Origin of the sequence: Pedobacter nyackensis (genome assembly GCF_032678475.1) — a bacterium.
In the GTDB taxonomy this organism is placed as follows: domain Bacteria; phylum Bacteroidota; class Bacteroidia; order Sphingobacteriales; family Sphingobacteriaceae; genus Pedobacter; species Pedobacter nyackensis_A.
In genome coordinates this window covers 272,421-294,510 of sequence record NZ_JAVTSF010000004.1, presented here as the reverse complement: position 1 = coordinate 294,510, position 22,090 = coordinate 272,421, and the positions used below count along the sequence as shown (strand labels likewise).

At 39.3% G+C, this 22,090-nt stretch carries 21 protein-coding genes; 11 read left to right on the top strand and 10 right to left on the bottom strand.

The genetic code is table 11. The annotated features are described in order from the left end of the window. Positions 1-95: 95 nt before the first annotated feature. Both R2Q84_RS15265 and R2Q84_RS15260 read left to right on the top strand, forming a co-directional pair. A complete protein-coding gene (locus R2Q84_RS15265; protein ID WP_316817435.1) occupies positions 96-680 on the top strand; it encodes a porin family protein in 585 nt (194 codons plus the stop codon). Between the two features lie 112 nt (positions 681-792). Then, positions 793-1,065, top strand: coding sequence for a hypothetical protein (locus R2Q84_RS15260; protein WP_316817434.1), 273 nt, complete (start codon positions 793-795; stop codon positions 1,063-1,065). Positions 1,066-1,072: 7 nt separating this feature from the next. Here R2Q84_RS15260 and R2Q84_RS15255 read toward each other — a convergent pair whose 3' ends face one another. The 3 genes from R2Q84_RS15255 to R2Q84_RS15245 form a co-directional block, all read right to left on the bottom strand. Beyond that, on the bottom strand, positions 1,073-1,993 hold the full coding sequence (locus R2Q84_RS15255; protein ID WP_316817433.1) for a YihY/virulence factor BrkB family protein: 921 nt from the start codon (positions 1,991-1,993) through the stop codon (positions 1,073-1,075). Positions 1,994-2,111: 118 nt separating this feature from the next. After that, positions 2,112-3,242, bottom strand: coding sequence for a 4-hydroxyphenylpyruvate dioxygenase (gene hppD, locus R2Q84_RS15250; RefSeq protein ID WP_316817432.1), 1,131 nt, complete (start codon positions 3,240-3,242; stop codon positions 2,112-2,114). Between the two features lie 243 nt (positions 3,243-3,485). Next, complete coding sequence (locus R2Q84_RS15245; protein ID WP_316817431.1) at positions 3,486-4,643, bottom strand: homogentisate 1,2-dioxygenase; 1,158 nt, start codon at positions 4,641-4,643, stop codon at positions 3,486-3,488. 406 nt (positions 4,644-5,049) lie between these two features. On the opposite strand from R2Q84_RS15245, the gene R2Q84_RS15240 reads away from it, so the two are divergent. The 3 genes from R2Q84_RS15240 (at position 5,050) to R2Q84_RS15230 (ending at position 8,343) form a co-directional block, all read left to right on the top strand. Beyond that, positions 5,050-6,378 carry an anaerobic C4-dicarboxylate transporter gene (locus R2Q84_RS15240; RefSeq protein WP_316817430.1) on the top strand — a complete coding sequence of 443 codons (1,329 nt, stop codon included), beginning with the start codon at positions 5,050-5,052 and terminating at the stop codon, positions 6,376-6,378. A 78-nt stretch (positions 6,379-6,456) separates the two neighbouring features. Beyond that, on the top strand, positions 6,457-7,452 hold the full coding sequence (locus tag R2Q84_RS15235) for a fumarylacetoacetate hydrolase family protein (RefSeq protein ID WP_316817429.1): 996 nt from the start codon (positions 6,457-6,459) through the stop codon (positions 7,450-7,452). Between the two features lie 3 nt (positions 7,453-7,455). Continuing rightward, on the top strand, positions 7,456-8,343 hold the full coding sequence (locus tag R2Q84_RS15230; protein ID WP_316817428.1) for a flavin reductase family protein: 888 nt from the start codon (positions 7,456-7,458) through the stop codon (positions 8,341-8,343). Here R2Q84_RS15230 and R2Q84_RS15225 read toward each other — a convergent pair. The 6 genes from R2Q84_RS15225 to R2Q84_RS15200 form a co-directional block, all read right to left on the bottom strand. After that, a complete protein-coding gene (locus R2Q84_RS15225; protein ID WP_316817427.1) occupies positions 8,338-8,871 on the bottom strand; it encodes a C40 family peptidase in 534 nt (177 codons plus the stop codon). The genes R2Q84_RS15230 and R2Q84_RS15225 overlap by 6 nt on opposite strands. Before the next feature lie 62 nt (positions 8,872-8,933). Beyond that, positions 8,934-9,635 carry an SDR family oxidoreductase gene (locus R2Q84_RS15220; RefSeq protein ID WP_316817426.1) on the bottom strand — a complete coding sequence of 234 codons (702 nt, stop codon included), beginning with the start codon at positions 9,633-9,635 and terminating at the stop codon, positions 8,934-8,936. Between the two features lie 39 nt (positions 9,636-9,674). Then, entirely contained in the window at positions 9,675-11,459 is a 1,785-nt protein-coding gene (locus R2Q84_RS15215) for an aromatic amino acid hydroxylase (protein ID WP_316817425.1), read from the bottom strand. 90 nt (positions 11,460-11,549) lie between these two features. Beyond that, positions 11,550-12,041, bottom strand: coding sequence for a GtrA family protein (locus R2Q84_RS15210; protein WP_316817424.1), 492 nt, complete (start codon positions 12,039-12,041; stop codon positions 11,550-11,552). A 4-nt stretch (positions 12,042-12,045) separates the two neighbouring features. After that, positions 12,046-13,974 carry an LTA synthase family protein gene (locus R2Q84_RS15205; RefSeq protein ID WP_316817423.1) on the bottom strand — a complete coding sequence of 643 codons (1,929 nt, stop codon included), beginning with the start codon at positions 13,972-13,974 and terminating at the stop codon, positions 12,046-12,048. Between the two features lie 39 nt (positions 13,975-14,013). Further along, the gene (locus tag R2Q84_RS15200; protein WP_316817422.1) at positions 14,014-14,700 is read right to left on the bottom strand and encodes a CAP domain-containing protein; all 687 of its coding nucleotides are present in this window, start codon (positions 14,698-14,700) and stop codon (positions 14,014-14,016) included. A 112-nt stretch (positions 14,701-14,812) separates the two neighbouring features. On the opposite strand from R2Q84_RS15200, the gene R2Q84_RS15195 reads away from it, so the two are divergent. From R2Q84_RS15195 to R2Q84_RS15170, 6 genes are all read left to right on the top strand, one after another. Continuing rightward, positions 14,813-15,196, top strand: coding sequence for a hypothetical protein (locus R2Q84_RS15195; protein WP_316817421.1), 384 nt, complete (start codon positions 14,813-14,815; stop codon positions 15,194-15,196). A gap of 137 nt (positions 15,197-15,333) precedes the next feature. Then, complete coding sequence (locus R2Q84_RS15190) at positions 15,334-16,440, top strand: porin (protein ID WP_316817420.1); 1,107 nt, start codon at positions 15,334-15,336, stop codon at positions 16,438-16,440. A gap of 39 nt (positions 16,441-16,479) precedes the next feature. Next, positions 16,480-17,910, top strand: a complete 1,431-nt coding sequence (locus R2Q84_RS15185) for an anion permease (RefSeq protein WP_316817419.1) — start codon at positions 16,480-16,482, stop codon at positions 17,908-17,910. A gap of 9 nt (positions 17,911-17,919) precedes the next feature. Further along, positions 17,920-18,588, top strand: coding sequence for a succinate dehydrogenase cytochrome b subunit (locus R2Q84_RS15180; RefSeq protein WP_316817418.1), 669 nt, complete (start codon positions 17,920-17,922; stop codon positions 18,586-18,588). A 4-nt stretch (positions 18,589-18,592) separates the two neighbouring features. Next, positions 18,593-20,509, top strand: coding sequence for a fumarate reductase/succinate dehydrogenase flavoprotein subunit (locus R2Q84_RS15175; protein WP_316817417.1), 1,917 nt, complete (start codon positions 18,593-18,595; stop codon positions 20,507-20,509). 11 nt (positions 20,510-20,520) lie between these two features. After that, positions 20,521-21,267 carry a succinate dehydrogenase/fumarate reductase iron-sulfur subunit gene (locus R2Q84_RS15170; RefSeq protein ID WP_316817416.1) on the top strand — a complete coding sequence of 249 codons (747 nt, stop codon included), beginning with the start codon at positions 20,521-20,523 and terminating at the stop codon, positions 21,265-21,267. A 5-nt stretch (positions 21,268-21,272) separates the two neighbouring features. Here the strand turns inward: R2Q84_RS15170 and R2Q84_RS15165 are convergent, their stop codons facing one another. Continuing rightward, on the bottom strand, positions 21,273-21,974 hold the full coding sequence (locus tag R2Q84_RS15165; RefSeq protein ID WP_316817415.1) for a FadR/GntR family transcriptional regulator: 702 nt from the start codon (positions 21,972-21,974) through the stop codon (positions 21,273-21,275). Positions 21,975-22,090 lie beyond the last annotated feature (116 nt).

The window sequence follows — 22,090 nt, the reverse complement described above, 5'->3', positions numbered from 1 at the left end:
TTTTTTAGATGCAAATATAAAACTACGTAATTTAGTTTTCAATTGAAAATATTCTTAATTTTACATTGTTAATTTAAATATTAAAACATTCCTGTATGAAAAAAATAATCTTATCCGCATTGTTTATCTCTCTTAATCTGGCTGCATTTAGTCAGGTGCTGCCAAGTTTTCAATTTGGTTTAAAAGGGGGAGCAAATCTTTCTAAGTTGAGTACAGAAAATACGTTTAGCAGTGATAATAAAGCAGGCTATTATGCTGGTTTATGGGCACGTATTGGTGCAGCTGGTATTCATTTACAACCTGAGTTGTACCTGAGTGGAAAAAATACTATACTGAAGTCGGGGGGAGCAGAGAACAAAGTGAATTTTACAAGCCTTGATGTGCCGATATTAGTAGGTACTAAAATCGGAGCAGCAGGAGTTGGAATTCGTTTAAACACCGGACCAGTTGTATCATTTGTATTAAGTGATGATCAATCTTTTAGTAATGCAGCAGGAAATATTTTTAAAGGAAACTTTAAAGGACAGAACTTTGCATGGCAGTTTGGAGGCGGTGTTGATATCGGTAAATTAGGTGTTGATTTAAGGTATGAAACAGGATTGTCTAAAATTGGAAAAGATGGTTATGACGATACAAAACTAAGCTTGTTTACATTAGGTTTGGCTTACAGATTATTCTAGCAAACGAAAGTTTTCCACATTTTGTGCAAAAGGGTAAATATTAACTATTTACCCTTTCTTTTTGGCGCTATAATTGATCTTAGATTTCTCCCTAACTTAATTCAATACGGCTATGAATATTAAAGAGTTGCTTTTAAAAGGAAAGAGCTTTGCTGAGCTCCTGAGACAGTTCTCTATTGATGCAGCAGATGTCAGAATTCAGGACGAAGACATGATCCTTGCTGATCATTATTTGAAACACCAGGATGTTGTGAAGGAGAGTATTTGTATTGAGGGCAAAAACAAAGATGGAATTGTTAATTTCTTTGGAACCTTACATTACAATTTGCTGAATAAACTTGCTGTGTTTGAAATGCAGGGCTTTGAACAGGTCGCGGTAAGATAGACTGGTTTTAAGTGCTTTTGATTACTTCTTTTATTTCATAGTTGAATGCGCCTTTAATTGGACGTATGGGAGTCTCTTTGTCATCACTTAGGATTTTGACATAGCATGCACCAAAGTAAAATATAAAGGAGGAGTAAAAAACAAAAAGCATAATCAGCACAATAGATCCCGAGGCGCCATAAACATTACCTATGCCACTTAGAGGAAGTAGTATGCGCAAAATGTACTTGCCAATGGTAAATAGTACAGCTGTGAGTAACCCTCCTCTAAGTGCTGCTTTCCATGTTGGTCGGCCATTGGTTAAAAACCTGAACAGTACCGTAAACCAGGTCATTACAATCACGACGAATAATAACTGGTTCAATACCGACAAGAAAAACTTGCCAAATGTAGGTGCTGCGTTATTGATATAAGCTCCTATAAAGGCTTGTATCGTATCTGTTAAAAATCCAACAAGAAATAGCAAACCGGCCAGTAAAATGATAATCATAGATCTGGCTCTCAATTTCATCGTAAACATGAAACCTACATGCTCTTTCTTGCCAATAGACCAGATTTGATCCATCGAGTTTTTTATGACATTAAATAGTGTTGTTGCGACAAATATGAAGAAAACGAAGCTGATTAACGTAGCATACCACTGATGGTCAATACCTCTGATATTTCTTAAGGTTTCTCTGATCTGCCCTGTGCTGTCATCATCTAATATATAAGCCAAACGATCAAATAAGCGGGTGGCCAGGATTTTTCTGTCGATAAAAAAACCAAACAGCCGGATCAGTATTAAAAGAATAGGAGGAAGGGCGAAATTTGCAAAAAAAGCAGTGGCGCCAGCCAGACGTAAGGGATCGTTTTTCTGGAATAGCTTAAAAGCAGCGCCAAACCGGATAAAAAAAAGCTTTGTTCTGTTAATTAGGTTGATTTCCATTCGACGCACGTACCTGAAGCCCGAAAATAAGTATTTTTTTTAATTCATGACTTTGCTAATAAATAAAAAGAGGACATCCCATGCAGGAATGCCCTCTCCGTTTTTAAATGAATAAGGGTTATAAATTGCCCCTTAACTCTTGTTCACGCTCTAAAGACTCAAATAAGGCTTTAAAATTACCGGCGCCAAATGATTGAGCACCTTTACGTTGAATAATTTCGAAAAATAAGGTCGGACGGTCTTCTACCGGTTTTGTGAATATTTGTAACAAATAACCTTCTTCGTCGCAGTCTACCAATATACCCAGCTCTTTTAGTTGTGCAATTTCCTCGTCTATTTCGCCAACGCGGTCTGGCATCATATTGTAATAGGCTTCAGGGGGTGCACTTAAAAACTCAACCCCTCGAGCTTTTAATTCCTTTACAGTAGTCAAAATATCTTTCGTAGCTACCGCAATGTGTTGCACCCCTTCGCCTTCGTAAAATTCCAGGTATTCTTCAATTTGTGATTTCTTTTTTCCTTCTGCAGGCTCGTTGATCGGGAACTTAGAGAAACCATTACCATTACTCATTACTTTACTCATCAGGGCAGAATACTCTGTATTGATCTGCTTGTCATCAAAAGAAAGAATGTTTACAAAGCCCATTACGTCTTCATACCATTTAACGGTTTCGTTCATTCTGTTCCATCCAACGTTTCCAACACAATGGTCTATGTATAATAAACCAGCGTCAGATGGGTTGTAGTCACTTTTCCAATCTACATAACCAGGTAAAAATGAGCCTGTGTAGTTTTTACGCTCAATAAACATGTGAACAGTTTCGCCATAAGTATATATACCAGACATACGCACTTCCCCATGTTCATCTGTAAGTGTTACCGGCTCCATATAAGGCTTGCCACCACGTTTAGTAGTCTCTTCAAATGCACTATAAGCATCATCCACCCAAAGTGCCAGAATTTTTACACCGTCACCATGTTGTTTTACATGTTCAGCAATAGGATTATCTGATTTTAATGCGGTGGTCAATACCAATCTGATTTTACCTTGTTTTAAAACATAAGAAGCACGGTCGCGCACCCCTGTTTCCGGACCTGCGTAAGCCAGCGACTGGAAGCCGAAAGCTGTTTTGTAATAATGAGCTGCCTGTTTAGCATTGCCCACGTAAAATTCTATATAATCTGTTCCATTTATTGGAAGAAAATCCTGCGCTTTAGCAATCTTTTCAGCAAATGTTTGTGTTGACATTTTAATTTTTTTTATGGTAATAAGTTAGTTAGTTTATCTGCTCCTTGCTATCTGCACCTGGCTTCTGCAATTTGCTATTTATTCGTTCTCTGCAATTTGTATTCTGCTCTATGCTATTTACTCCTTTTCCGCTCCCATGCTATCTACACCCTGCTTTACTAAAAAATTCAGTGCTGTGAGCTGACATGCAAATGTTTTTCCCTTCAGAAAAACATTTGAGGAAGCGAATAGCAGCTGTATTTTTTACTCTTGCCAGCTTTTATGATAACCTTCATCCTCAATATTCACAGCATCTTCTGTTAACATCAAAGGACGGAAAGGGTCAATCATTACTGCTAGTTCTTCAGTGCTTTCTTTTCCAATTGATTTTTCAACTGTTCCAGGGTGTGGTCCGTGAGGAATTCCACCAGGATGAAGCGTTATTTGTCCCTTCACCACACTTTTTCTGCTCATAAAGTCACCGTCAACATAGTATAGTACTTCGTCACTGTCTACATTGCTATGGTTGTAAGGGGCAGGAATTGAAAGCGGGTGGTAATCATATTTGCGGGGAACAAATGAACAGATCACAAAGTTATGACCTTCAAAAGTCTGATGTACAGGTGGCGGTTGATGCAGCCTGCCAGTTATCGGTTCAAAATCATGAATAGAAAAAGCCCATGGATAATGGAAACCGTCCCAGCCGACAAAATCAAAAGGATGCGTGCCATAAGTATAAGGATACATGATTCCCTGCTTTTTGATCAAAACCTTAAAGTCACCATATTCATCAATAGTTTCCAGATCTTGCGGTCTTCTAATGTCTCTTTCGCAAAAAGGAGAGTGTTCTTCGAGCTGTCCGAAAGCATTTCTGTAACGTTTTGGTGTCCGTATCGGACTAAAGCTCTCTACGATGAATAATCTGTTTTTCTCATCGTCAAATTCCATTTGGTATATCGTGCCACGAGGGATAACCAGGTAGTCGCCATATTTAAATGGGATTTTTCCAAATCCTGTTTTTAATGTTCCGGTTCCTTCATGAATAAAGATCACTTCATCAGCCTGACTGTTTTTATAGAAATAATCAGTCATCGATTTTCTTGGTGCAGTCAATGAGATATGAAGGTCACTGTTTACCAATACGGCTTTTCTGCTTTTTAAATAATCATCCTCAGGTTTGATATTAAAGCCGAGCAGGCTGGTGTGCTTTAAATGCTTTTCTCTGGCAATTTTAGGCTCAACAGAGTAAGGTTCTCCCAATGATTTAACAATGGTTGGCGGATGGCAGTGATAAACAAGAGAATACAAACTTGAAAAACCTTCAGTAGAAACAAGTTCTTCTGCGTATAGGTTCCCATCCGGTTTACGAAAAACCGTATGACGTTTAGCAGGGATGGATCCTAATGTATGATAAATAGGCATAACAGTATGTCAGTTAATTGGTTAGAATAATAATGTAATAACGTTAAAACGTGAAAAACGTTTTAAAATAGCATCAAGAGATGGAATGCTAAATGGAATATTGCGCGAAAATGATTTTAGAAAGCATAGCATATCTAAAGGCAGCCAGGGCTTGCGAGGCTATTTGATTTTGATATATGAAATTGCTTTTTTCCATTTTTATTTACGTCGGCTAAATTAAGTATTTAATACAGTAATAACCAAAATTATAGACTACATATTATTTCAAGTATTGTTGTTTAGCTATAAATGTTACGTTCTATCGTGTTTTTGACATTTAGATTGTGGGTCTGTGATATTCCAGTAATTTATTTTTTATATTTAAGTATACCTAAGAAAAAATCTATTTATCTAAACAATCTCTATTATGATCTGGATACAACTGGCTGTTCTGATTTCGCTTATTTTGGTTGGTGCACGTATGAAAGGCATTGGCTTAGGGATAATGGGAGCCGTAGGCTTGCTCATATTTGCCCTCGTGTTTGGTTTGAAGCCAACAACACCTCCAATTGATGTAATGCTTATCATTTTGTCGGTTGTGACCGCTGCCGCTGCTTTGCAGGCCGCAGGGGGGATGGATTATATGGTTAGTATTGCTGAGAAAATTCTACGTAAAAATCCAAATCACATTACCTGGCTGGGACCTATAGTTACCTATACGTTTACGTTGGTGGCAGGTACTGCACACATCATCTATTCGTTACTGCCTATTATAGCGGAAGTAGCCACAAAAAAAAGGGTAAGGCCGGAAAGGCCGCTCAGCATTTCCGTAATTGCTGCGCATATGGCTATTACCGCTAGTCCTATTTCTGCGGCGACTGTAGCTTTAACGGCTTTAATTGCGCCTTTGGGTTATGAATTAACAGATATAATTATGGTTGCTATCCCTGCAACTGTAATAGGTGTACTGGCCGGAGCGTTTATAGCAAGTAGACAGGGAAAAGACCTGATGAATGATCCTGAGTTTCTGGAGCGGTTAAAAGATCCTGAGTTTGTAAAAATGTTAGATGGTGAATCAGATGGTAAGTCGGAGAAGGTTTTTAGTGTAGCATCTAAAAGGTCGGTGTATGTGTTTCTTATCGCTGTCCTTAGTGTTGTGCTTTTTGCTGCAGTTCCTTCATTTAGACCTACATTTCTTATTGATGGCAAAATGCAACCCCTGCGAATGGTTGAAATGATTGAATTGTTGATGCTTTCGGCTGCAGCTGCGATTGTTCTGGTTGCTAAAATTCCTGCACCTAAGGTGTCTCAGACCAGTATTTTCAGATCAGGTGCCGAGGCTGTCGTGTGTATATTTGGTGTAGCCTGGATGAGTGATACCTATCTGCAGGCGAATATGCCCTTTTTTGAAGCAAATCTGAGTGAAATTGTCACTGACCATCCCTGGACATTTGCGATCGCTTTGTTTGTCATGTCTATTTTACTTTTCAGTCAGGCAGCAACCGTGCGTGCCTTAATGCCCTTGGGTATTGCTTTGGGGATTCCCGGCCCGGCGCTTATTGCAATGTTCCCGGCGGTTAATGGAGATTTTATTATACCTAGTTATCCTACGTTAGTGGCTGCTATGGGCTTCGACAGGACCGGGACTACAAGAGTTGGCCGGTTTCTGGTAAACCATTCTTTTACACCACCAGGATTAACAACAGTAATTGTTACTGTAGCTGTAGGCTTTCTTATTGCAACCATTTTGCTGTAACTTCTGCCATTGTTATAGGGCTTTTGTATATTTTTATATAGCTTTGGCCAACTACTTAAAAATAAAAAATACTGATATATGAAGCTGGTATCCTATAAAACAGAAGATAGAGAACACCTTGGTGTTTATGTAAACGGACATATTTATAACCTAAACTCTTGCGACAAGCAATTACCTGACGAAATGAATGCTTTCTTACAGGGGGGAGAAGTGCTAATGGAGCGTGCAAAAAAAATCGATGCACAAATTAAGGCAGGTGAGCTGGAGCCAAAAGAAGAAGCTTTCTTTGAATTACTTGCTCCTGTTCCACATCCGACGTCTTGCAGGGATGGATATGCTTTCCGTCAGCACGTAGCTGCCGCGCGTAGAAATCGTAAGGTAGATATGATTGCCGAGTTTGACCAATATCCTATATTCTACTTTACTAATCATAATGCAATTCAGGGACCCGGTGAAATCGAGTGTATGTCTGATCATTTTCAGAAGCTTGATTTTGAACTTGAAGTTGCTATTGTAATTGGTAAAAAAGGCCGCAATATCACAGCTGCTGAAGCTGATGATTATATCGCAGGCTATATGGTGATGAACGACATGAGTGCCAGGACACTTCAAATGGAAGAAATGTTGCTAAACCTTGGGCCTGCAAAAGGGAAAGACTTCTCTACCGTAATTGGTCCGTGGTTGGTTACACCAGATGAGCTGGAACAATATAAAACAAGTGCTAAACCTGGTCATACCGGAAATACATACGATTTAAAGATGACTTGTACCGTTAATGGTGTTCAGGTATCGGCAGGAAATATGGCTGACATGGACTGGACATTTGCTGAGATTATTGAGCGTTGTGCTTATGGTGTAGATGTTTTACCTGGCGATGTAATTGGTTCTGGTACTGTTGGTACAGGTTGTTTCCTTGAATTGAATGGAACTGGTTTGTTAAATGATGTGAACTTTAAACCTCAGTGGTTACAGGATGGTGACGTGGTGGAAATGGAAATTACAGGCCTTGGTCATTTGAGCAATACCATTAAGAAAGTAGATACAGATTTTTCTATACTTGCCCTTAAAAAATAGCTGATGTTGACAGTAAATGCTGCTGAACTGAGCCCGGCGCAACTGCAGAACTATATGCAGTACGCGATTGCGCCGAGGCCAATCTGTTTTGCTACCACAATTGATAAGGAAGGAAATATAAATCTTAGTCCGTTTAGTTTCTTCAATATGTTTAGTACGAATCCTCCATTGTGTGTGTTTTCGCCAGCAAGGAGGGTGCGTGACAATACCACGAAGCATACGTTAGAGAATGTACTGGAAGTTAAGGAATGTGTAATCAATATCGTTAATTATCCGATGGTACAGCAAATGAGTCTTGCAAGTACCGAATATGCTAAAGGTGTCAACGAATTTGATAAATCCGGATTTACTATGTTGCCGTCTGAATTGGTGAAGCCACCAAGAGTGGCGGAAGCACCTGTACAAATGGAATGCATCGTGAGGGAAGTGATTCATTTAGGCGAGAATCCTGGTGCCGGTAACCTGATCATGGCAGAAGTAAAACTGATTCATATTAAGGAGGAGATTTTGGATGAAGACGGGAAAATCGATCAGGCTAAAATAGATTTAGTTGCCCGTTTAGGTGGCGACTGGTATTGTCGTGTTACAGCTGACAATTTATTTAAGGTGGCTAAGCCATTGACTACACTTGGAATAGGTGTAGATGCCTTACCTAAGGCTGTACGGTATTCTAAAGTGCTTACAGGTAATGATCTGGGGATGCTTGGGAATATTGAACATCTGCCTGCTGCTGAAGAAATTGATGCCATTCAAAATAATCCAGAGGTTAAGGAGATTTTCGACGCGACAATAGGGGATGCAAATAACCGTGAGCGTGAGTTGCATGAATTAGCCAGGCAATGGTTAAGCAAAGGAAACGTAAGTGATGCGTTAAAAGTGGTAATGCTATAAAATGCTTACCACTTTTAGAAAACGCTTTTTGTAAAAACCTTCTTCTAAACTGGAAATGGTTACTCCTTTTGCGTTTCCTGAAGATGAATGGATGAATTTAATCTCATCTCCATTTATAGAATAAATAATACCTACATGTCCGGGGGTTCTTGATCTGCTGTTTGTTCCTGTAAACAAGATTACATCTCCGATTTTTGCGTCTTCCAGTTTTTTTGCTTCTCCGCTGGTTGCAAATTCTCTGGATGAGCGCGGTACTTTAAAACCGAAATTGCTGAATACATAATTTACAAAGCCGGAGCAGTCGAAGCCTCTGCTAGGGTTGCTCGATGCTGATCTGTACCTGATGCCAAGCATTGATTTTGCAAAGTCGAGCAGACGGTTTGATTCAACAGGCTGAGTTTTTTTTACCGGATTTTGTTCTGTTAGTTTGCTTACCAGTTGTTGATATTGAAGCGGAACAGTCGTTTGCGATTTAGCCGCAAACACACTCAGGAAAAGAAAACAAAAGACAATAGGGAATATCTTCATATGAACTGCCCTAAAGATATTAAAATTATATTTTAAGGCTAGAAATGTTGATAACTTGTTAATTAAGGGGTTGTTACTGCTACAGGAAGCACTTTTCCATTAAAAAATTTATGTCCGGTGCGTGCAAAGTCTGCAACATACTTGCCCATTTCGAAGGCTAATACAGGAGATTGGTAGCCTGGAAATGCTAGTTCTAGCATCTCTGTTTGTGCAGATCCCAGTGCCAGACAATTGATCTTGATGCCGGTTTCAAGAAGCTCAAAAGCAAGGCACTCTGTTAGTGTATGCAAAGCTGCTTTACTGGCGGAGTAAGCAGAAAGTCCGGGGAATTTCACGCTTCCCTGAAAGCCGCCCATACTTCCAATGTTTACGATGTGACTGCCGGGGCCCATCAGTGGAAGCAGGTTTTTGATCATATTAAAATGTCCAAGTACATTACTTTCAAACATCTCTGCAAGATCAGCACCTGTGGTTTCCAAAAAAGGTTTGTTGATCAGCGCACCTGCATTGTTGATCAGGATGTCTATGTTGCCTAATTTTTCTTTTAGAAAAGGGAATAGCGCCGCATAATCGTCATTTACAATATCGAATTCTACTGGTAATAGCGTGCAGTCAGGATTAATTCCTTTAGCGATTTCAAGTAGCTTACGTAGTTTGTCCGCCGATCTGGCAATACAAACTACGGTGTTTTCTTTGTGGAGCGTAAATTCCAGTGCTGCTTCAAAGCCAATTCCGCTACTGGCACCTGTTAATACAATATTCATTGGTATGCTTTTAATTCTTAAATTCAGGATGACTTGATTCTAATCGTCTTCGGTAATCAATTGTGAAACCGGGTTCTCAATAACATGTAAGCCATCATTAATCAATTTGGTATGATCATTTTCATTAGCAGCTTTCAGCCCCAGGTAAATGCGAATTTCTTTTTCCAGTTCAGGATATAGCTGTTTATGATATAATATTTCCAGGATTTCCATTACAGAAAGCCAATCAGAACGATGTTCGGATTTTAATGCCGCAAATAAGTCTGGTAATTGTTCATGACCTGTTCCGTTTTCTCTGATCAATCGTACTGTTTTATAAATGGCATGAAGTTTTTGAGTTTTATCATCATAAGTAACTTTATGCGTTTGCTTGTCACTGATATGGGTGATTTCTTCATAAGCGTCTTTGTCGGCAGCTCCATTAAACACTGAGGTAATTTTATGGCCAATTGCCATGTCGTACATGCCCCATTCAGGTTGGAAAAGCACGTTCCCATTACTTTCTTTAACTGTACAGTCTTCGAAGGTAATCATAACTGTCTTGCATTTAGCCTCGTGAATGGTTTTTACAATTCCTTTCACAGTGATGCCACTTTCAAACGTTAATGTTGCTGCAGAAGAAGTTTTAATCCCATGTTTTGCTAACTCGTCTAGGTTCATATCTTCCAATAGGGTATCAATTCCTGCTAATTTACCGACCGGGGATGAAAAACCGTCTTTATGGTAAAATTTACCATGGCCTTCAAGTTGTTTGTTGTCTACAGCAATGGCTGAAGGTCCCGTAGTTTTTATAAAAGTAAGTTCATCATTATTATCGATGCCTATATCTGTGAATACACCAGTAATCTGTAAGCCTGAACTGTAAACGGCGGTTGCCGGGTTTTTACATTCTATAGCTTTTACAATACTTTCAGCCCCACCTTTTCTAAAAGCCATTGTATTGGCAAAGGTCTCCAGTACGTCGATCAGGTTCTGAAAGGTTTCGGTTACGAAAAGTTGCGGCTGTGTTTTGGTGATGTCATAGCTGTAGTTAATGGTATCTATGTTATACCATAATTTTTTCACATCATCCCGCATACAGGTTGAACTTTCTCCGATAGATGAAAGTAAACCCGCTCCATATATTTTTGGATTGTCGAGTGTGCCAATTAAGCCGTATTCAACAGTCCACCAATGCAAACGACTTAGCAATGCCATCTCTGATGGTTCCCCCATGTTTTCTGATATGGTTTGTAATTGTTTTTCTGCCCTGGCAATATCTTCTTCTGGTGTGTCGACTGCTTCTTTTAGAATAGAGAGGTGACGAATGGCCTCATAGAGTTCAAAGTCTTTCGATGAAAACATCGCTTTTGCACCTATGGAACCGAAATAACTCAGGTAATTATTGTAATCTGTATCTGCAATAATTGGAGCATGACCTGCTGATTCGTGAATGATATCAGGAGCAGGGGTGTACTCAATATGATTGATCTGGCGGATGTCGGCTGCAATAACCAATACACGGTAAGCCTGGTATTCCATAAAGGCTGCGGGAGGGATAAATCCATCTACGGTAACAGCTCCCCAACCTATTTTACCAAGGTTGTCGTTCATTGTTTGCAGATTGGGAATATACTCGATGCTTAAACCTGCACGTTGCAGGCCTTTGATGTAAGGGTAAAATGCTACATGTTTTAAATAACTATAATTCTGACGCATCACGTAACGCCAAACCGCCTGATCTACAGGTGTGTATTTTTCGTAGTGCTGCTCAACAATAAATTGCTTTAAATGCTGCGGTAGTTTAGCTACCTGCGGATTATTAAAGTCATTAAAATCACTCATTTTAACCTTGTTTTTTTAAGTGGCTAATATACTCAATACTTAAGCTATTCACCAAAAAAAACGATGTAGTGACCTTGAAATGAGAATTGGTTATGGATGTTTTTTAACTCTGAAAGTGAAATGCTTTTGCAGGAAATAACTGCATAGCGACAAGGTTATAGTGATGAATGCCTGTGATATAGAAGGATAGAAATGTAGCCCTTCAACCATGTACTTTAGCATAGCCAGGTTAAGTCCAAAGTTAATGGTTAACACTGCTGCGTATCTGAACATTTGTATTCTCCCTTTTAAGTTGGATTTGGTGAAGACCAGGTATTTATTTAGCGTAAACCCGATTAAGAAACTGATAAAAGTACTAATGATTAAGGCTGTAGAGTGAGCAGTTATCAGTTTCGGCAGAAAGGGGAAATCAACATGTATATTTTTTTGATGCAAAATCCAATTGTAAGCAATGTAGTAGCTTACAATTCCCGATGCAGCTGTCGTTCCTCCGGATACAAGATACCTGAACGTGTGTAAAGGTAACCAGGTAGAGAAGGGAGGGTAAAAAAAATCTATGATTTTTAACAGGAATTTACGCATGTAATTATTTCACCGTTAGTTTGTTTTCAATCATTCTGTTGTTGTACTGCTGTATAAAAGCTTTCAGGTATTTTTCCATTTGTGCTGCTACCTGAGGTTCTTTGTCTAATATATTATTTGTTGTTAATCTGTCGGTTTTTAAATTATAAAGCGCACTGTTTATTTTTCCGTCGTTAATTAATAAATAATCTCCCTGGTAGAAACTAAAAGTACCATCGTTGTTGTTAACTGCAAAATTATCCTTTTTGTTACTAAATGCGTCAAAGCCCATCGCGAAATATGGCTTGTCATAGTTAAGGTAATTCAAAACAGTTGGCATGATATCTATTTGCTGAACAATTTTATCCGTTTTTCCTTTTAAATCACCACCAGGATAATAAAATACAATTGGAACAGAAAAGTACCCAGGCAAAGTCTGGTATTCCGGAAAATGAGATACCGTTGCATGATCTGCACATAAAACGAATAAAGTGTTTTTGTACCACGGCATGGTTGAGGCGGTTTTGAAAAAGTTTCGAAGCGCCATATCAGTATAGCCCAATACTTCCTGAACGGGAAGTGGCCCTTTAGGGAATTTACCTACATATTGATCAGGCAGGCGGAAAGGATGGTGAGATGACAAAGAGAAGAATGCCGAAAAGAAAGGTTGTTTCAGGGTGTTCATCGTTTGTGCCATATACTGCATAAATGGATCGTCCCAAATTCCCCAGGTCCCATCGGAATCGCCAGTGTTTTTATATTCGTTCTGACCAAAATAGTGCTTGATTCCCGCGAGGTGTGTGTATGAAGAAAAGCCCATGGATCCATTTGGAGCACCATGGAAAAATGCAGTCTCATAACCTTTGTCGCCTAATAACTTTGCAATACTGGTTGTTTTATTGCTTGAATAGATAGAAAGTACATATGGTTCCTTTATTGAAGGAATCCCGGATATTACTGATGGTAGTGCGTCTATTGATTTTCGCCCGTTGGCGTAGGTATGCGTAAATGTAAAGCTTTGTGAAACAAGTGAGTCGATAAATGGGGTGTAGCCTTTATAATTCCCGTTCATTAAATCTTTATTCAAGCTGCCGACATGCTCCTTGCCCAGACTTTCAATGATAAGAAAGACTACGTTTAAATTTTTAAACGCGGCAGTGTCTGCTGGTTGATGGATTGGGTTGTATAGGGCATTTAAAGTTTGCTCATCATAATAATCTATCGGTTTTAATTTTGATGCTTTCAATGTCCTGAATATACAGAAAGGTGTGTTGAGTACCAGGCTCATCTGATCTGGTGTGTCTACAAACTCACCTGCATTACTTAGCGTTATCGGCCTTGTTCCAAAGCCCCAGCCACCACGAACACCGGTAATGCAAACCAACGCGACACCCAGCATTAGTACGGTTTGTAAAGCATAATCAGGCCACTTTAACCGACTTGCCTTTTTTACTGATACTATATTATAAAGCTTTATGAAAAACCATATAAAGGCTGCATAAAGGATAAACAGGTACCAGTAATCGCTTAAGAAATCTATAAGCAGTTTGAATTTATTCTGTTCATGACTAAACTGGCTGAAAACTGTTGCTGTGGTTCTTTTAAGTGTATACTTATAATAGGCAAAGTCAGCAAAGTTTGCCATAATTCCAATGCTGTTGCTGATGATAAACAGCCATTTGCAAAAACGTTGATAACCATCCCTATATTTATATGGGTTAGGTATTACATGTAAGAGAATGAAAATAGCATTGATATAAATCAGTGCAGAAACATCAAATTTTAATCCTCCCCATAACATATACAGATATTTTGGAAGGGTAATGTGCTGAAAAAGGTCGTGGTTAAAGGCATAAAATGCCAAACGACATAACGTGTATAGTCCCAGGACTACAAGGAAACGATAAGCAAGAACCAGGTATAGGTTTACTACTATAGGATTTTTTCTTTTCAATCGGAATTAGTTGAGGGCGCCAATTTAAGAATTTTGTTTCTAATGTGGCAATGCAACAAAATCTGTTACGGCACAATAACGATATGTTTTGTGTGGCTGGATACTTACACCAACTGTATTTAGTTCATAAGAAGTGTTTAAGATCATCTTTCTATGTCCCAGATCAGGCACTCCTCTATCTATTAATAATAAACAAACATTACCTAATCCTGAGGAGAAGCCAAATGCGATATTCTCACCACTTGATCTTTTAGGATATATTTTGGCTATTCTATCTTTTGCCGTTCTTCCGTCGGTGGAATTGTGTCCTGCAAAATTATTTCTGTTTAAATCTCTGGCATGTTGTTTAGCAACCCAGCTCAAAGCTTCGTCCGGCCAGAAAACCGGTAGTGACCGGATGTTTTTAAGATCTCTTTTCAGACTAAGGTAATAGCTGTTGTTCCTGCTTATTTTTAACGTTTCATAATTGCTATACTGTTTCATTTTTTCATTGTATTCATCAATGAAATCCTGCAAAAATGTATTGAAAAAGCGTTCACCGTCCATGCGCACCAGATTCATGTATATGACAATATCTTTTTCTTCTCCTGTTAAATAGGATGCATTCCCGGCAGTATTTGCCATTTTTAATTCTTCTTTGGTCCAATGACTGCTCATCTGCGCATTTACAGTATTGATACAAATGGAAGAGAAAAGCAGCAGGGTGATAATTGAAAATAATTTCATTGAATGGGTTGAATAATGATGTATAACGTTAATTCATCAAATAGATTATATATGAGTGTATTTTGTAACCCTTTTTTCTGGAGTGTTCTCTAATCTGTAAAAAAGTAATATCATGAAGGATCAAACAGTAGAAATCAAAAACATTCAAACGCTCTTGAAACTCACTTATGGGTTAATACCGATAGTGGCAGGAGCGGACAAGTTTACTAATCTTTTAACGGATTGGTCGCAGTACCTGAATCCTGCTTTAAAATCAATGATGCCCTTTGCTGATCATACATTTATGATGATTGTTGGTGTAATTGAAATTATTGCAGGAATTCTGGTTTTTCTAAACCCACAAAAAGGCGCTTATTTAGTATGTACCTGGCTGGTATTAATCGCTTTAACTTTAATTACAAGTGGGAAGTATCTCGATGTAGCGGTAAGAGATCTGGCTATGGCTACTGGTGCATTTACTTTGGCGAAAATTTCAGTGTTGACATCCAGCCTTTAAGCCAATAATCATTGTTATCTTCAACCTCCGGTGCCTAGGTAAGCCATCTGAGGTTGAATCTTTTTAAAGATAAATAAAAACAAAATTATGACAATTCTTGTTTATATTAGATAACGCTAAAGTTCCGTTGCTTGCCTATGAAATATCTTTCCTTATTGTTGATTTGCTTTCCTGTTCTTTTAAGTGCCCAGGGAATTAACATTGCTGTATCTGAAAAAGCTAAAATAAATTTTTCAGGTATGATTCAAACTCAATTTAACTATTCACTTGATGATCGGGTAGATATCACAGGTAAACATCACACAGGGTCAGAACATTTTTCCCGTAATTCTTTTTCTGTAAAACGCGCACGTCTACAGCTTAATGCGGTGATCAGCGACCGGATTAATGCAGTTATGCTGGTTAATTTTGGTGATTTTACAGGAAACCCCCAGAATAAAGTACTGGAAAACGCTTATATCAAATATAGTGTCAACGATTACGTGAATTTTCAGTTTGGTCAGTTCAGACCTCAGTTTGGCCAAGAAGATAACTATCCTGTTGACTTCGTCAGGTCGATAGACTACTCCAATCAATACTATCTTTTTGGCTCAAACAGCTGGCAAAGTTTCCAGATTGGGGTAAGTTATTTTGGTGAGATTAAAGATATCGCTGTTCCAATAAAATATGCGATTGGAGTTTATAACGGTAACAATCGTAATCAGATCGGTGACAATGACGATGGTAAAATTGTACCTGCAAGATTGGTATTCGGACTTACCAAAAGTACGCAGTTTGGTGTAAGTGGAGGAGCTGGTAGGAATATGGGGCAGAAAATATGGGCTTATGGCGCTGATCTGGATTATAAGAAAAAGCTAAATGAAAGATGGGATGTGGAGTTTTCGTCAGAATATAAGCAAGGTATCAATAGCGTTGCTTTTTTTGCTCAGGAAGATCCGGTAATTCCTGTAAATATGTATGCAATGCGTGGTATTTACCTGTTGCCTAATCTGAGCTATAGTTTTAAAAATACGCGGTTAAAAAAGTTGGAGTTTGCTTTCCGCTATGAATACCTGGATGCTGATTTTAAGCAGGATGGAAACTCGAGGCAGAGTTATATACCTATGCTCAGCGCTTCATTTGCTGAAGCGTATGCGATAAGGGTCCAGCTAGGTTATTTGATGGATAAATATGAACGGAATGTTCCAAATACCACTCAGTATGATACGAATCGTATTGTTTGCCAGGTACAGGCCAGGTTTTAACTTAGATAATTTAAGAATTTTAACTGAATACGCTTAGATATGAAGGAAATAAATTACAAAATGATTTTCGTTACCCTCGCCTTTGGTTTGTTGATCTGGTTTATTCCAGTTCCAGAGGGTGTTAAGCCGGAAGCCTGGCATCTGCTAGCCATTTTCTTAGCCACAATACTAGGTATCATACTTAAGGCTGCTTCGATGGGTACCATGTCTATGATTGCCATTGCCCTGGTGGCACTAACTGGTGTTTTGGCTCCAGGTAATCCTGGTAAATCCATATCGCTTGCATTAGGTAGTTTTGGTGATAAGGTAATCTGGTTAATCGGGATTTCTTTTTTTATTGCCAGGGGATTTATAAAAACAGGTTTAGGTAGTCGGATTGCTTATCTTTTTATCAGGGTATTTGGTAAAAGTTCATTAGGATTGGGCTATGGCCTGGGGCTTGCAGATTTGGTTCTTGCTCCTGCCATTCCAAGTAATACAGCAAGGGGTGGAGGGATCATTTATCCCATTATGAAATCTATGGCATTAAATTTTGGCTCGGTTCCCGAAAAGCCGGAAACCCACCGAAAGTTAGGGGCTTACCTGAGTTTAAATTGTTATAATATAAATTTGATTACGTCCTCTATGTTTTTGACCGGGACAGCAAGTAATCCAATGTGTCAGAAGTTTGCTGCAGATTTAGGTATAAACATAACCTGGATGTCATGGATGTGGGCTGCACTTATACCTGGTATTATCTCCTTAATAGCTGTGCCATATATCTTATATAAGATTTATCCACCCGAGTTGAAGAAAACTCAGGGAGCTACTCAAATGGCTACAGAAAAATTAAAGGAAATGGGCGCGGTAACACGTAACGAGTGGCTGATGCTCATCGCTTTTTTTGTACTCTTATTTTTATGGATTACTGGCGATATTTTTAAGATAGATGCCACTACAACCGCGTTCATTGGATTAGTGTTCTTATTGTTGTCGCAGGTGCTGACCTGGGACGATGTGAAAAGTGAGAAAGGAGCCTGGGATACAATTGTTTGGTTTTCAGCATTGGTAATGATGGGTAGCCAATTGAACCAGCTTGGCTTAATCCCCTGGTTCAGTGAACTGGTAAAGGGGGAGATTGGTGGTATGAGCTGGACTATGGCCTTTCCAATTATTATTCTGGTTTATTTTTATAGTCACTATATGTTTGCCAGTGCTACCGCACATGTTGCTTCAATGTATGCGGCTTTACTAGGTGTAGGGATATCTGTAGGTATCCCGCCATTATTACTGGCATTGTCTTTAGGCTTTTGTGGCGGTATTTATGGTACATTGACGCATTATGGTCATGGACCGGCACCAGTATTTTTCGGAAGTACTTATGTGGAAGTTAAAGAATGGTGGTCGCGTGGGTTTATACTAAGTTTGGTATTTCTGGTGATATGGATGGGGATAGGTGGTTTATGGTGGAAAGCAATTGGGATTTATTAGTAAGCTTTTATGGATAGAAATATGCAATTATCAACAATAACCCGAAAAACATTAATGGCATTAACAGGCCTTTTTCTATGCTTTTTTCTGGTGATTCATTTGCTGGGGAATTTACAACTTTTGCTCCCCGCTGAACATGCAAAAGAAAGTTTTAACAGCTATTCACATTTGTTGTCGGGTAATATCTTTATAAAGATTATTTCTTACGTGCTTTATCTTTCAATCATAGTGCATTGTATTGATGCCCTTGTGATTACTGTCAAAAACAAAAAGGTGTCTGGAAAATATGCTGTGGATAACCGTGCTAAAGTAAGCAAGTGGTATTCACGGAATATGGGGATCCTGGGAACTATCATTCTGATATTTCTTGTTTTTCATTTCAAGGATTTCTGGTATCAATATAAGTTTGGCTCATTGCCGAAAGATGAATATGGGAACAAGGATTTGTACACCATTGTTATTGCAGCTTATAGGGATTGGTGGTATGTTTTGTTTTATGTGCTATCTATGTTTGCATTGGGATATCATCTTTTGCATGGGTTCTTTAGTGCAGCCCGTTCATTAGGCGTTTATCACCCTAAATATGTCGTATGGATCAGGACTTTCGGTGTCGTATATAGTTATATTATAGCCCTCGGCTTTGCCATTATACCCATTTACATTTATTTAAACAGATAGGACTATGGAACTGAACGCTAAAATACCGCCAGGACCTTTAAAGGATAAGTGGAATTTTTATAAAGATCATGCGAAATTGGTAAATCCTGCTAACCGGAAGAAGATGAGTGTAATTGTGGTTGGCACTGGCCTTGCTGGCAGTTCAATTGCGGCTTCTTTGGGTGAAATGGGATATCATGTCAAATCATTTTGTTTTCAGGATTCAGCAAGAAGGGCGCATTCTGTCGCTGCTCAGGGTGGTGTAAACGCCGCTAAGAATTATAAAAATGATGGCGACAGTGTGTATCGTATGTTCTACGATACTTTAAAAGGAGGGGACTTTCGGTCACGGGAAGCAAATGTATACCGGCTGGCAGAATGCTCTGCACAACTGATTGACCAGGCCGTTGCCCAGGGGGTACCTTTTGGAAGAGAGTATGGTGGTTATCTGAACAACCGTTCTTTTGGAGGAGTACAAGTCAGTCGGACCTTTTATGCCAGGGGGCAAACCGGACAACAATTGCTACTTGGTGCTTATCAGGCATTGATGCGGCAGGTTGCCGGGGGGAGTGTCCAATTATTTACCCGTCATGAAATGATGGATGTAGTGGTGGTAGATGAAAAAGCAAGAGGAGTGATTGTCCGGAATCTGGATACGGGAGAGATCGAGCGGCATAGTGCTCATGCGGTTATTTTGGCAACAGGAGGATTCGGTAAGATTTATTATTTGTCTACCCTGGCTATGGGCTGCAATGCTTCCGCCATTTGGCGCGCACATAAAAAAGGCGCATTGATGGCTTGTCCAAGCTGGACACAGATTCATCCGACTTCTTTGCCTCAGTCTGGTGCTTATCAATCGAAATTAACACTAATGTCCGAGTCGTTGCGGAACGATGGGCGTATTTGGGTGCCCTTGAAAAAGGATGATACCAGAAACCCAAACGATATACCTGAATCAGAAAGAGATTATTACCTGGAAAGGAGATATCCGGCATTCGGAAATTTAGCTCCCCGTGATATTTCTTCAAGGGCGGCCAAAGAAAGAATTGATGCTGGTTATGGTATTGGTACGCAAAAAAATGCGGTTTATCTGGATTTCTCTAAAGCGATTAGAGAGCAGGGGCAAGCGAAGATTGCGCAAAAATATGGTAACCTGTTCGACATGTATCGTAAAATTACAAGTATTGATGCTTATGCTGAACCAATGATGATCTCGCCTGCGGCACATTTTTCTATGGGCGGATTGTGGGTGGATTACGAACTGATGACCACAGTTCCAGGATTGTTTGCTTTGGGTGAAGCGAATTTTGCGGATCATGGTGCAAACCGTCTTGGTGCAAACTCTTTGTTGCAGGCATGTGTGGATGGTTATTTTATTGCACCTTATACGGTTTCCAATTATTTATCTGGTGAGATACGCTCTGAAATTACACCTCTTGATCATCAGGCATTTGTTGACGCTGAAATAAACGTGCGTGCACATATTGGAAAGTTACTTGCCGTTAATGGTACAAGAACGGTAGATGATTATCATAAAACATTGGGAAAGTTGTTGTATGATTATTGTGGCTTATCCAGAAGTAGGGAAGGGTTAACTTATGCAATTATTGAGATCAGGAACCTGCGAAATGATTTTTATGAAAATGTTAAAGTGCCGGGTACAGAAGATGAAATGAACGGTGAGTTGGAGAAAGCGGGACGTATTGGTGACTATCTGGAGGTGGCTGAACTGATGTGTATGGATGCTTTAACCAGAGAAGAGTCTTGTGGTGCTCACTTCCGAGAAGAGTATCAGACTGCGGAAGGAGAAGCTTTGAGAAATGACGAAAAGTTTTGCTTCGTGTCTGCATGGCAGTGGCAGGGCGAGGGTAAAGATGAAGTCTTAATTCCTGAACCCTTGCATTTTGAAAACGTTGAATTGGCAGTTAGAAGTTATAAATAACATTACAGTTTATGAAAATCTATTTAAAAATATGGAGACAAAGTGATTCGGGAAGTCCGGGTAAATTGGTCGATTATGAACTGGATAATGTGATTTCGCACATGTCTTTTCTCGAAATGATGGATACCCTAAATGAACAGTTGGTGCTTTCCGGAGATCGTCCTGTGGAGTTTGATCATGATTGTAGAGAGGGGATTTGCGGACAATGTGGGATGATGATCAATGGACGGGCACATGGACCAATTGCACGTACCACTACTTGTCAGCTTCATATGCGGGAGTTTAAAGATGGAGATACAATTTACATTGAACCATTCAGAGCAGAAGGATTTCCCATAAAAAGGGACCTTAAAGTAGATCGTTCTGCATTCGACAGGATTATTATGGCAGGTGGTTTTGTTTCTGTTAATACAGGACAGGCTCCTGAGGCCAATGGCATCCCTATTACTTCTGAAGAAGTTGAGTCAGCCTTTGATTCAGCCGCTTGCATCGGTTGTGGTGCTTGCGTTGCTACTTGTAAAAATTCGAGTGCCGCATTGTTTACATCTGCTAAGATTGCTCACCTGGCAAAGTTGCCGCAAGGTAAAATGGAGTCCAGAAAGCGTGTACTTTCAATGGTCGCGCGTATGGACGAAGAGAAATTTGGGCATTGTACCAATACAGAAGCCTGTGAGGTAGAATGCCCGCAAGGTATTTCGGTGCTCAATATCGCCAGAATGAACTGGGAATTCTCATTGAGTAGCCTATTAAAGAAATAACAAGGTTATTCAAATAACCTTGCAAAATGATTTTCCAGGTGATTACGCATCGCATTTCTAAATAGTTCCGGAGATCCGTTTTCAAGGATGTCTACCAATCCCTTATGTGAAACGAATTTGTGTATGTGGGTTTGTTTTTTTAGTAAACCACTGTTATGAACATAGTCGAATACAGGTAAGAGCATTTTTTGGAATGTTTTTAAGGTCTCGTTTCCTGTAATTTCATATAACTTTCCATGAAAAACAATTTCGTGTTCAATGTGGAATATGTAATTCTGTGCAGTATCTGGTTCGTTTTCTACAATTTTTTTGAGTTCTTCGATGTCTTCTGGCTTAATGCGCTGGAATAAAAAGTCGGCCATTCCAATTTCAAGAGCCAGTCTGATTTCAAATATTCCTTTTAGGGTCTCCTGGTCAAGAACATGAGGGTTCATGGTTTTACTCATGATGCCAAAAATATCAGGGCTGGTGATGACCGACCCTTTTTTCTTCTTGGTTTCTATCAGCCCCATCATCCTTAAACGTAATATAGCTTCCCTGGTAACGGTCCTGCTCACTCCCAACGTCTTAGATAGATCTAATTCCGTGGGGATAGCGTCTCCTACCTTAAGTTTTCGGTCTTGAAGGAGTTGTACCAGGTTTGCTTCTACTTTATCAACCAGGGAGCTCGTATCTAATGGTTGAAATGATTCGGTAATGCTTTCCATTATTATGTATGATAATATATTTTCTTGTGTTTTTCAGCTTATTTAACTCAAATATAACTGTATTGTATATATGTAGGTAAAAATAAATGAATTATTTCTTGGATTATAAAAATAAA

What these genes read in the sequence shown, in the direction of transcription:
- R2Q84_RS15265 (WP_316817435.1), top strand. Translation starts at nt 96, where the DNA reads ATGAAAAAAATAATCTTATCCGCATTGTTTATCTCTCTTAATCTGGCT.
- R2Q84_RS15260 (WP_316817434.1), top strand. Translation starts at nt 793, where the DNA reads ATGAATATTAAAGAGTTGCTTTTAAAAGGAAAGAGCTTTGCTGAGCTC.
- R2Q84_RS15255 (WP_316817433.1), bottom strand. Translation starts at nt 1,993, where the DNA reads ATGGAAATCAACCTAATTAACAGAACAAAGCTTTTTTTTATCCGGTTT.
- hppD (WP_316817432.1), bottom strand. Translation starts at nt 3,242, where the DNA reads ATGTCAACACAAACATTTGCTGAAAAGATTGCTAAAGCGCAGGATTTT.
- R2Q84_RS15245 (WP_316817431.1), bottom strand. Translation starts at nt 4,643, where the DNA reads ATGCCTATTTATCATACATTAGGATCCATCCCTGCTAAACGTCATACG.
- R2Q84_RS15240 (WP_316817430.1), top strand. Translation starts at nt 5,050, where the DNA reads ATGATCTGGATACAACTGGCTGTTCTGATTTCGCTTATTTTGGTTGGT.
- R2Q84_RS15235 (WP_316817429.1), top strand. Translation starts at nt 6,457, where the DNA reads ATGAAGCTGGTATCCTATAAAACAGAAGATAGAGAACACCTTGGTGTT.
- R2Q84_RS15230 (WP_316817428.1), top strand. Translation starts at nt 7,456, where the DNA reads ATGTTGACAGTAAATGCTGCTGAACTGAGCCCGGCGCAACTGCAGAAC.
- R2Q84_RS15225 (WP_316817427.1), bottom strand. Translation starts at nt 8,871, where the DNA reads ATGAAGATATTCCCTATTGTCTTTTGTTTTCTTTTCCTGAGTGTGTTT.
- R2Q84_RS15220 (WP_316817426.1), bottom strand. Translation starts at nt 9,635, where the DNA reads ATGAATATTGTATTAACAGGTGCCAGTAGCGGAATTGGCTTTGAAGCA.
- R2Q84_RS15215 (WP_316817425.1), bottom strand. Translation starts at nt 11,459, where the DNA reads ATGAGTGATTTTAATGACTTTAATAATCCGCAGGTAGCTAAACTACCG.
- R2Q84_RS15210 (WP_316817424.1), bottom strand. Translation starts at nt 12,041, where the DNA reads ATGCGTAAATTCCTGTTAAAAATCATAGATTTTTTTTACCCTCCCTTC.
- R2Q84_RS15200 (WP_316817422.1), bottom strand. Translation starts at nt 14,700, where the DNA reads ATGAAATTATTTTCAATTATCACCCTGCTGCTTTTCTCTTCCATTTGT.
- R2Q84_RS15195 (WP_316817421.1), top strand. Translation starts at nt 14,813, where the DNA reads ATGAAGGATCAAACAGTAGAAATCAAAAACATTCAAACGCTCTTGAAA.
- R2Q84_RS15190 (WP_316817420.1), top strand. Translation starts at nt 15,334, where the DNA reads ATGAAATATCTTTCCTTATTGTTGATTTGCTTTCCTGTTCTTTTAAGT.
- R2Q84_RS15185 (WP_316817419.1), top strand. Translation starts at nt 16,480, where the DNA reads ATGAAGGAAATAAATTACAAAATGATTTTCGTTACCCTCGCCTTTGGT.
- R2Q84_RS15180 (WP_316817418.1), top strand. Translation starts at nt 17,920, where the DNA reads ATGGATAGAAATATGCAATTATCAACAATAACCCGAAAAACATTAATG.
- R2Q84_RS15175 (WP_316817417.1), top strand. Translation starts at nt 18,593, where the DNA reads ATGGAACTGAACGCTAAAATACCGCCAGGACCTTTAAAGGATAAGTGG.
- R2Q84_RS15170 (WP_316817416.1), top strand. Translation starts at nt 20,521, where the DNA reads ATGAAAATCTATTTAAAAATATGGAGACAAAGTGATTCGGGAAGTCCG.
- R2Q84_RS15165 (WP_316817415.1), bottom strand. Translation starts at nt 21,974, where the DNA reads ATGGAAAGCATTACCGAATCATTTCAACCATTAGATACGAGCTCCCTG.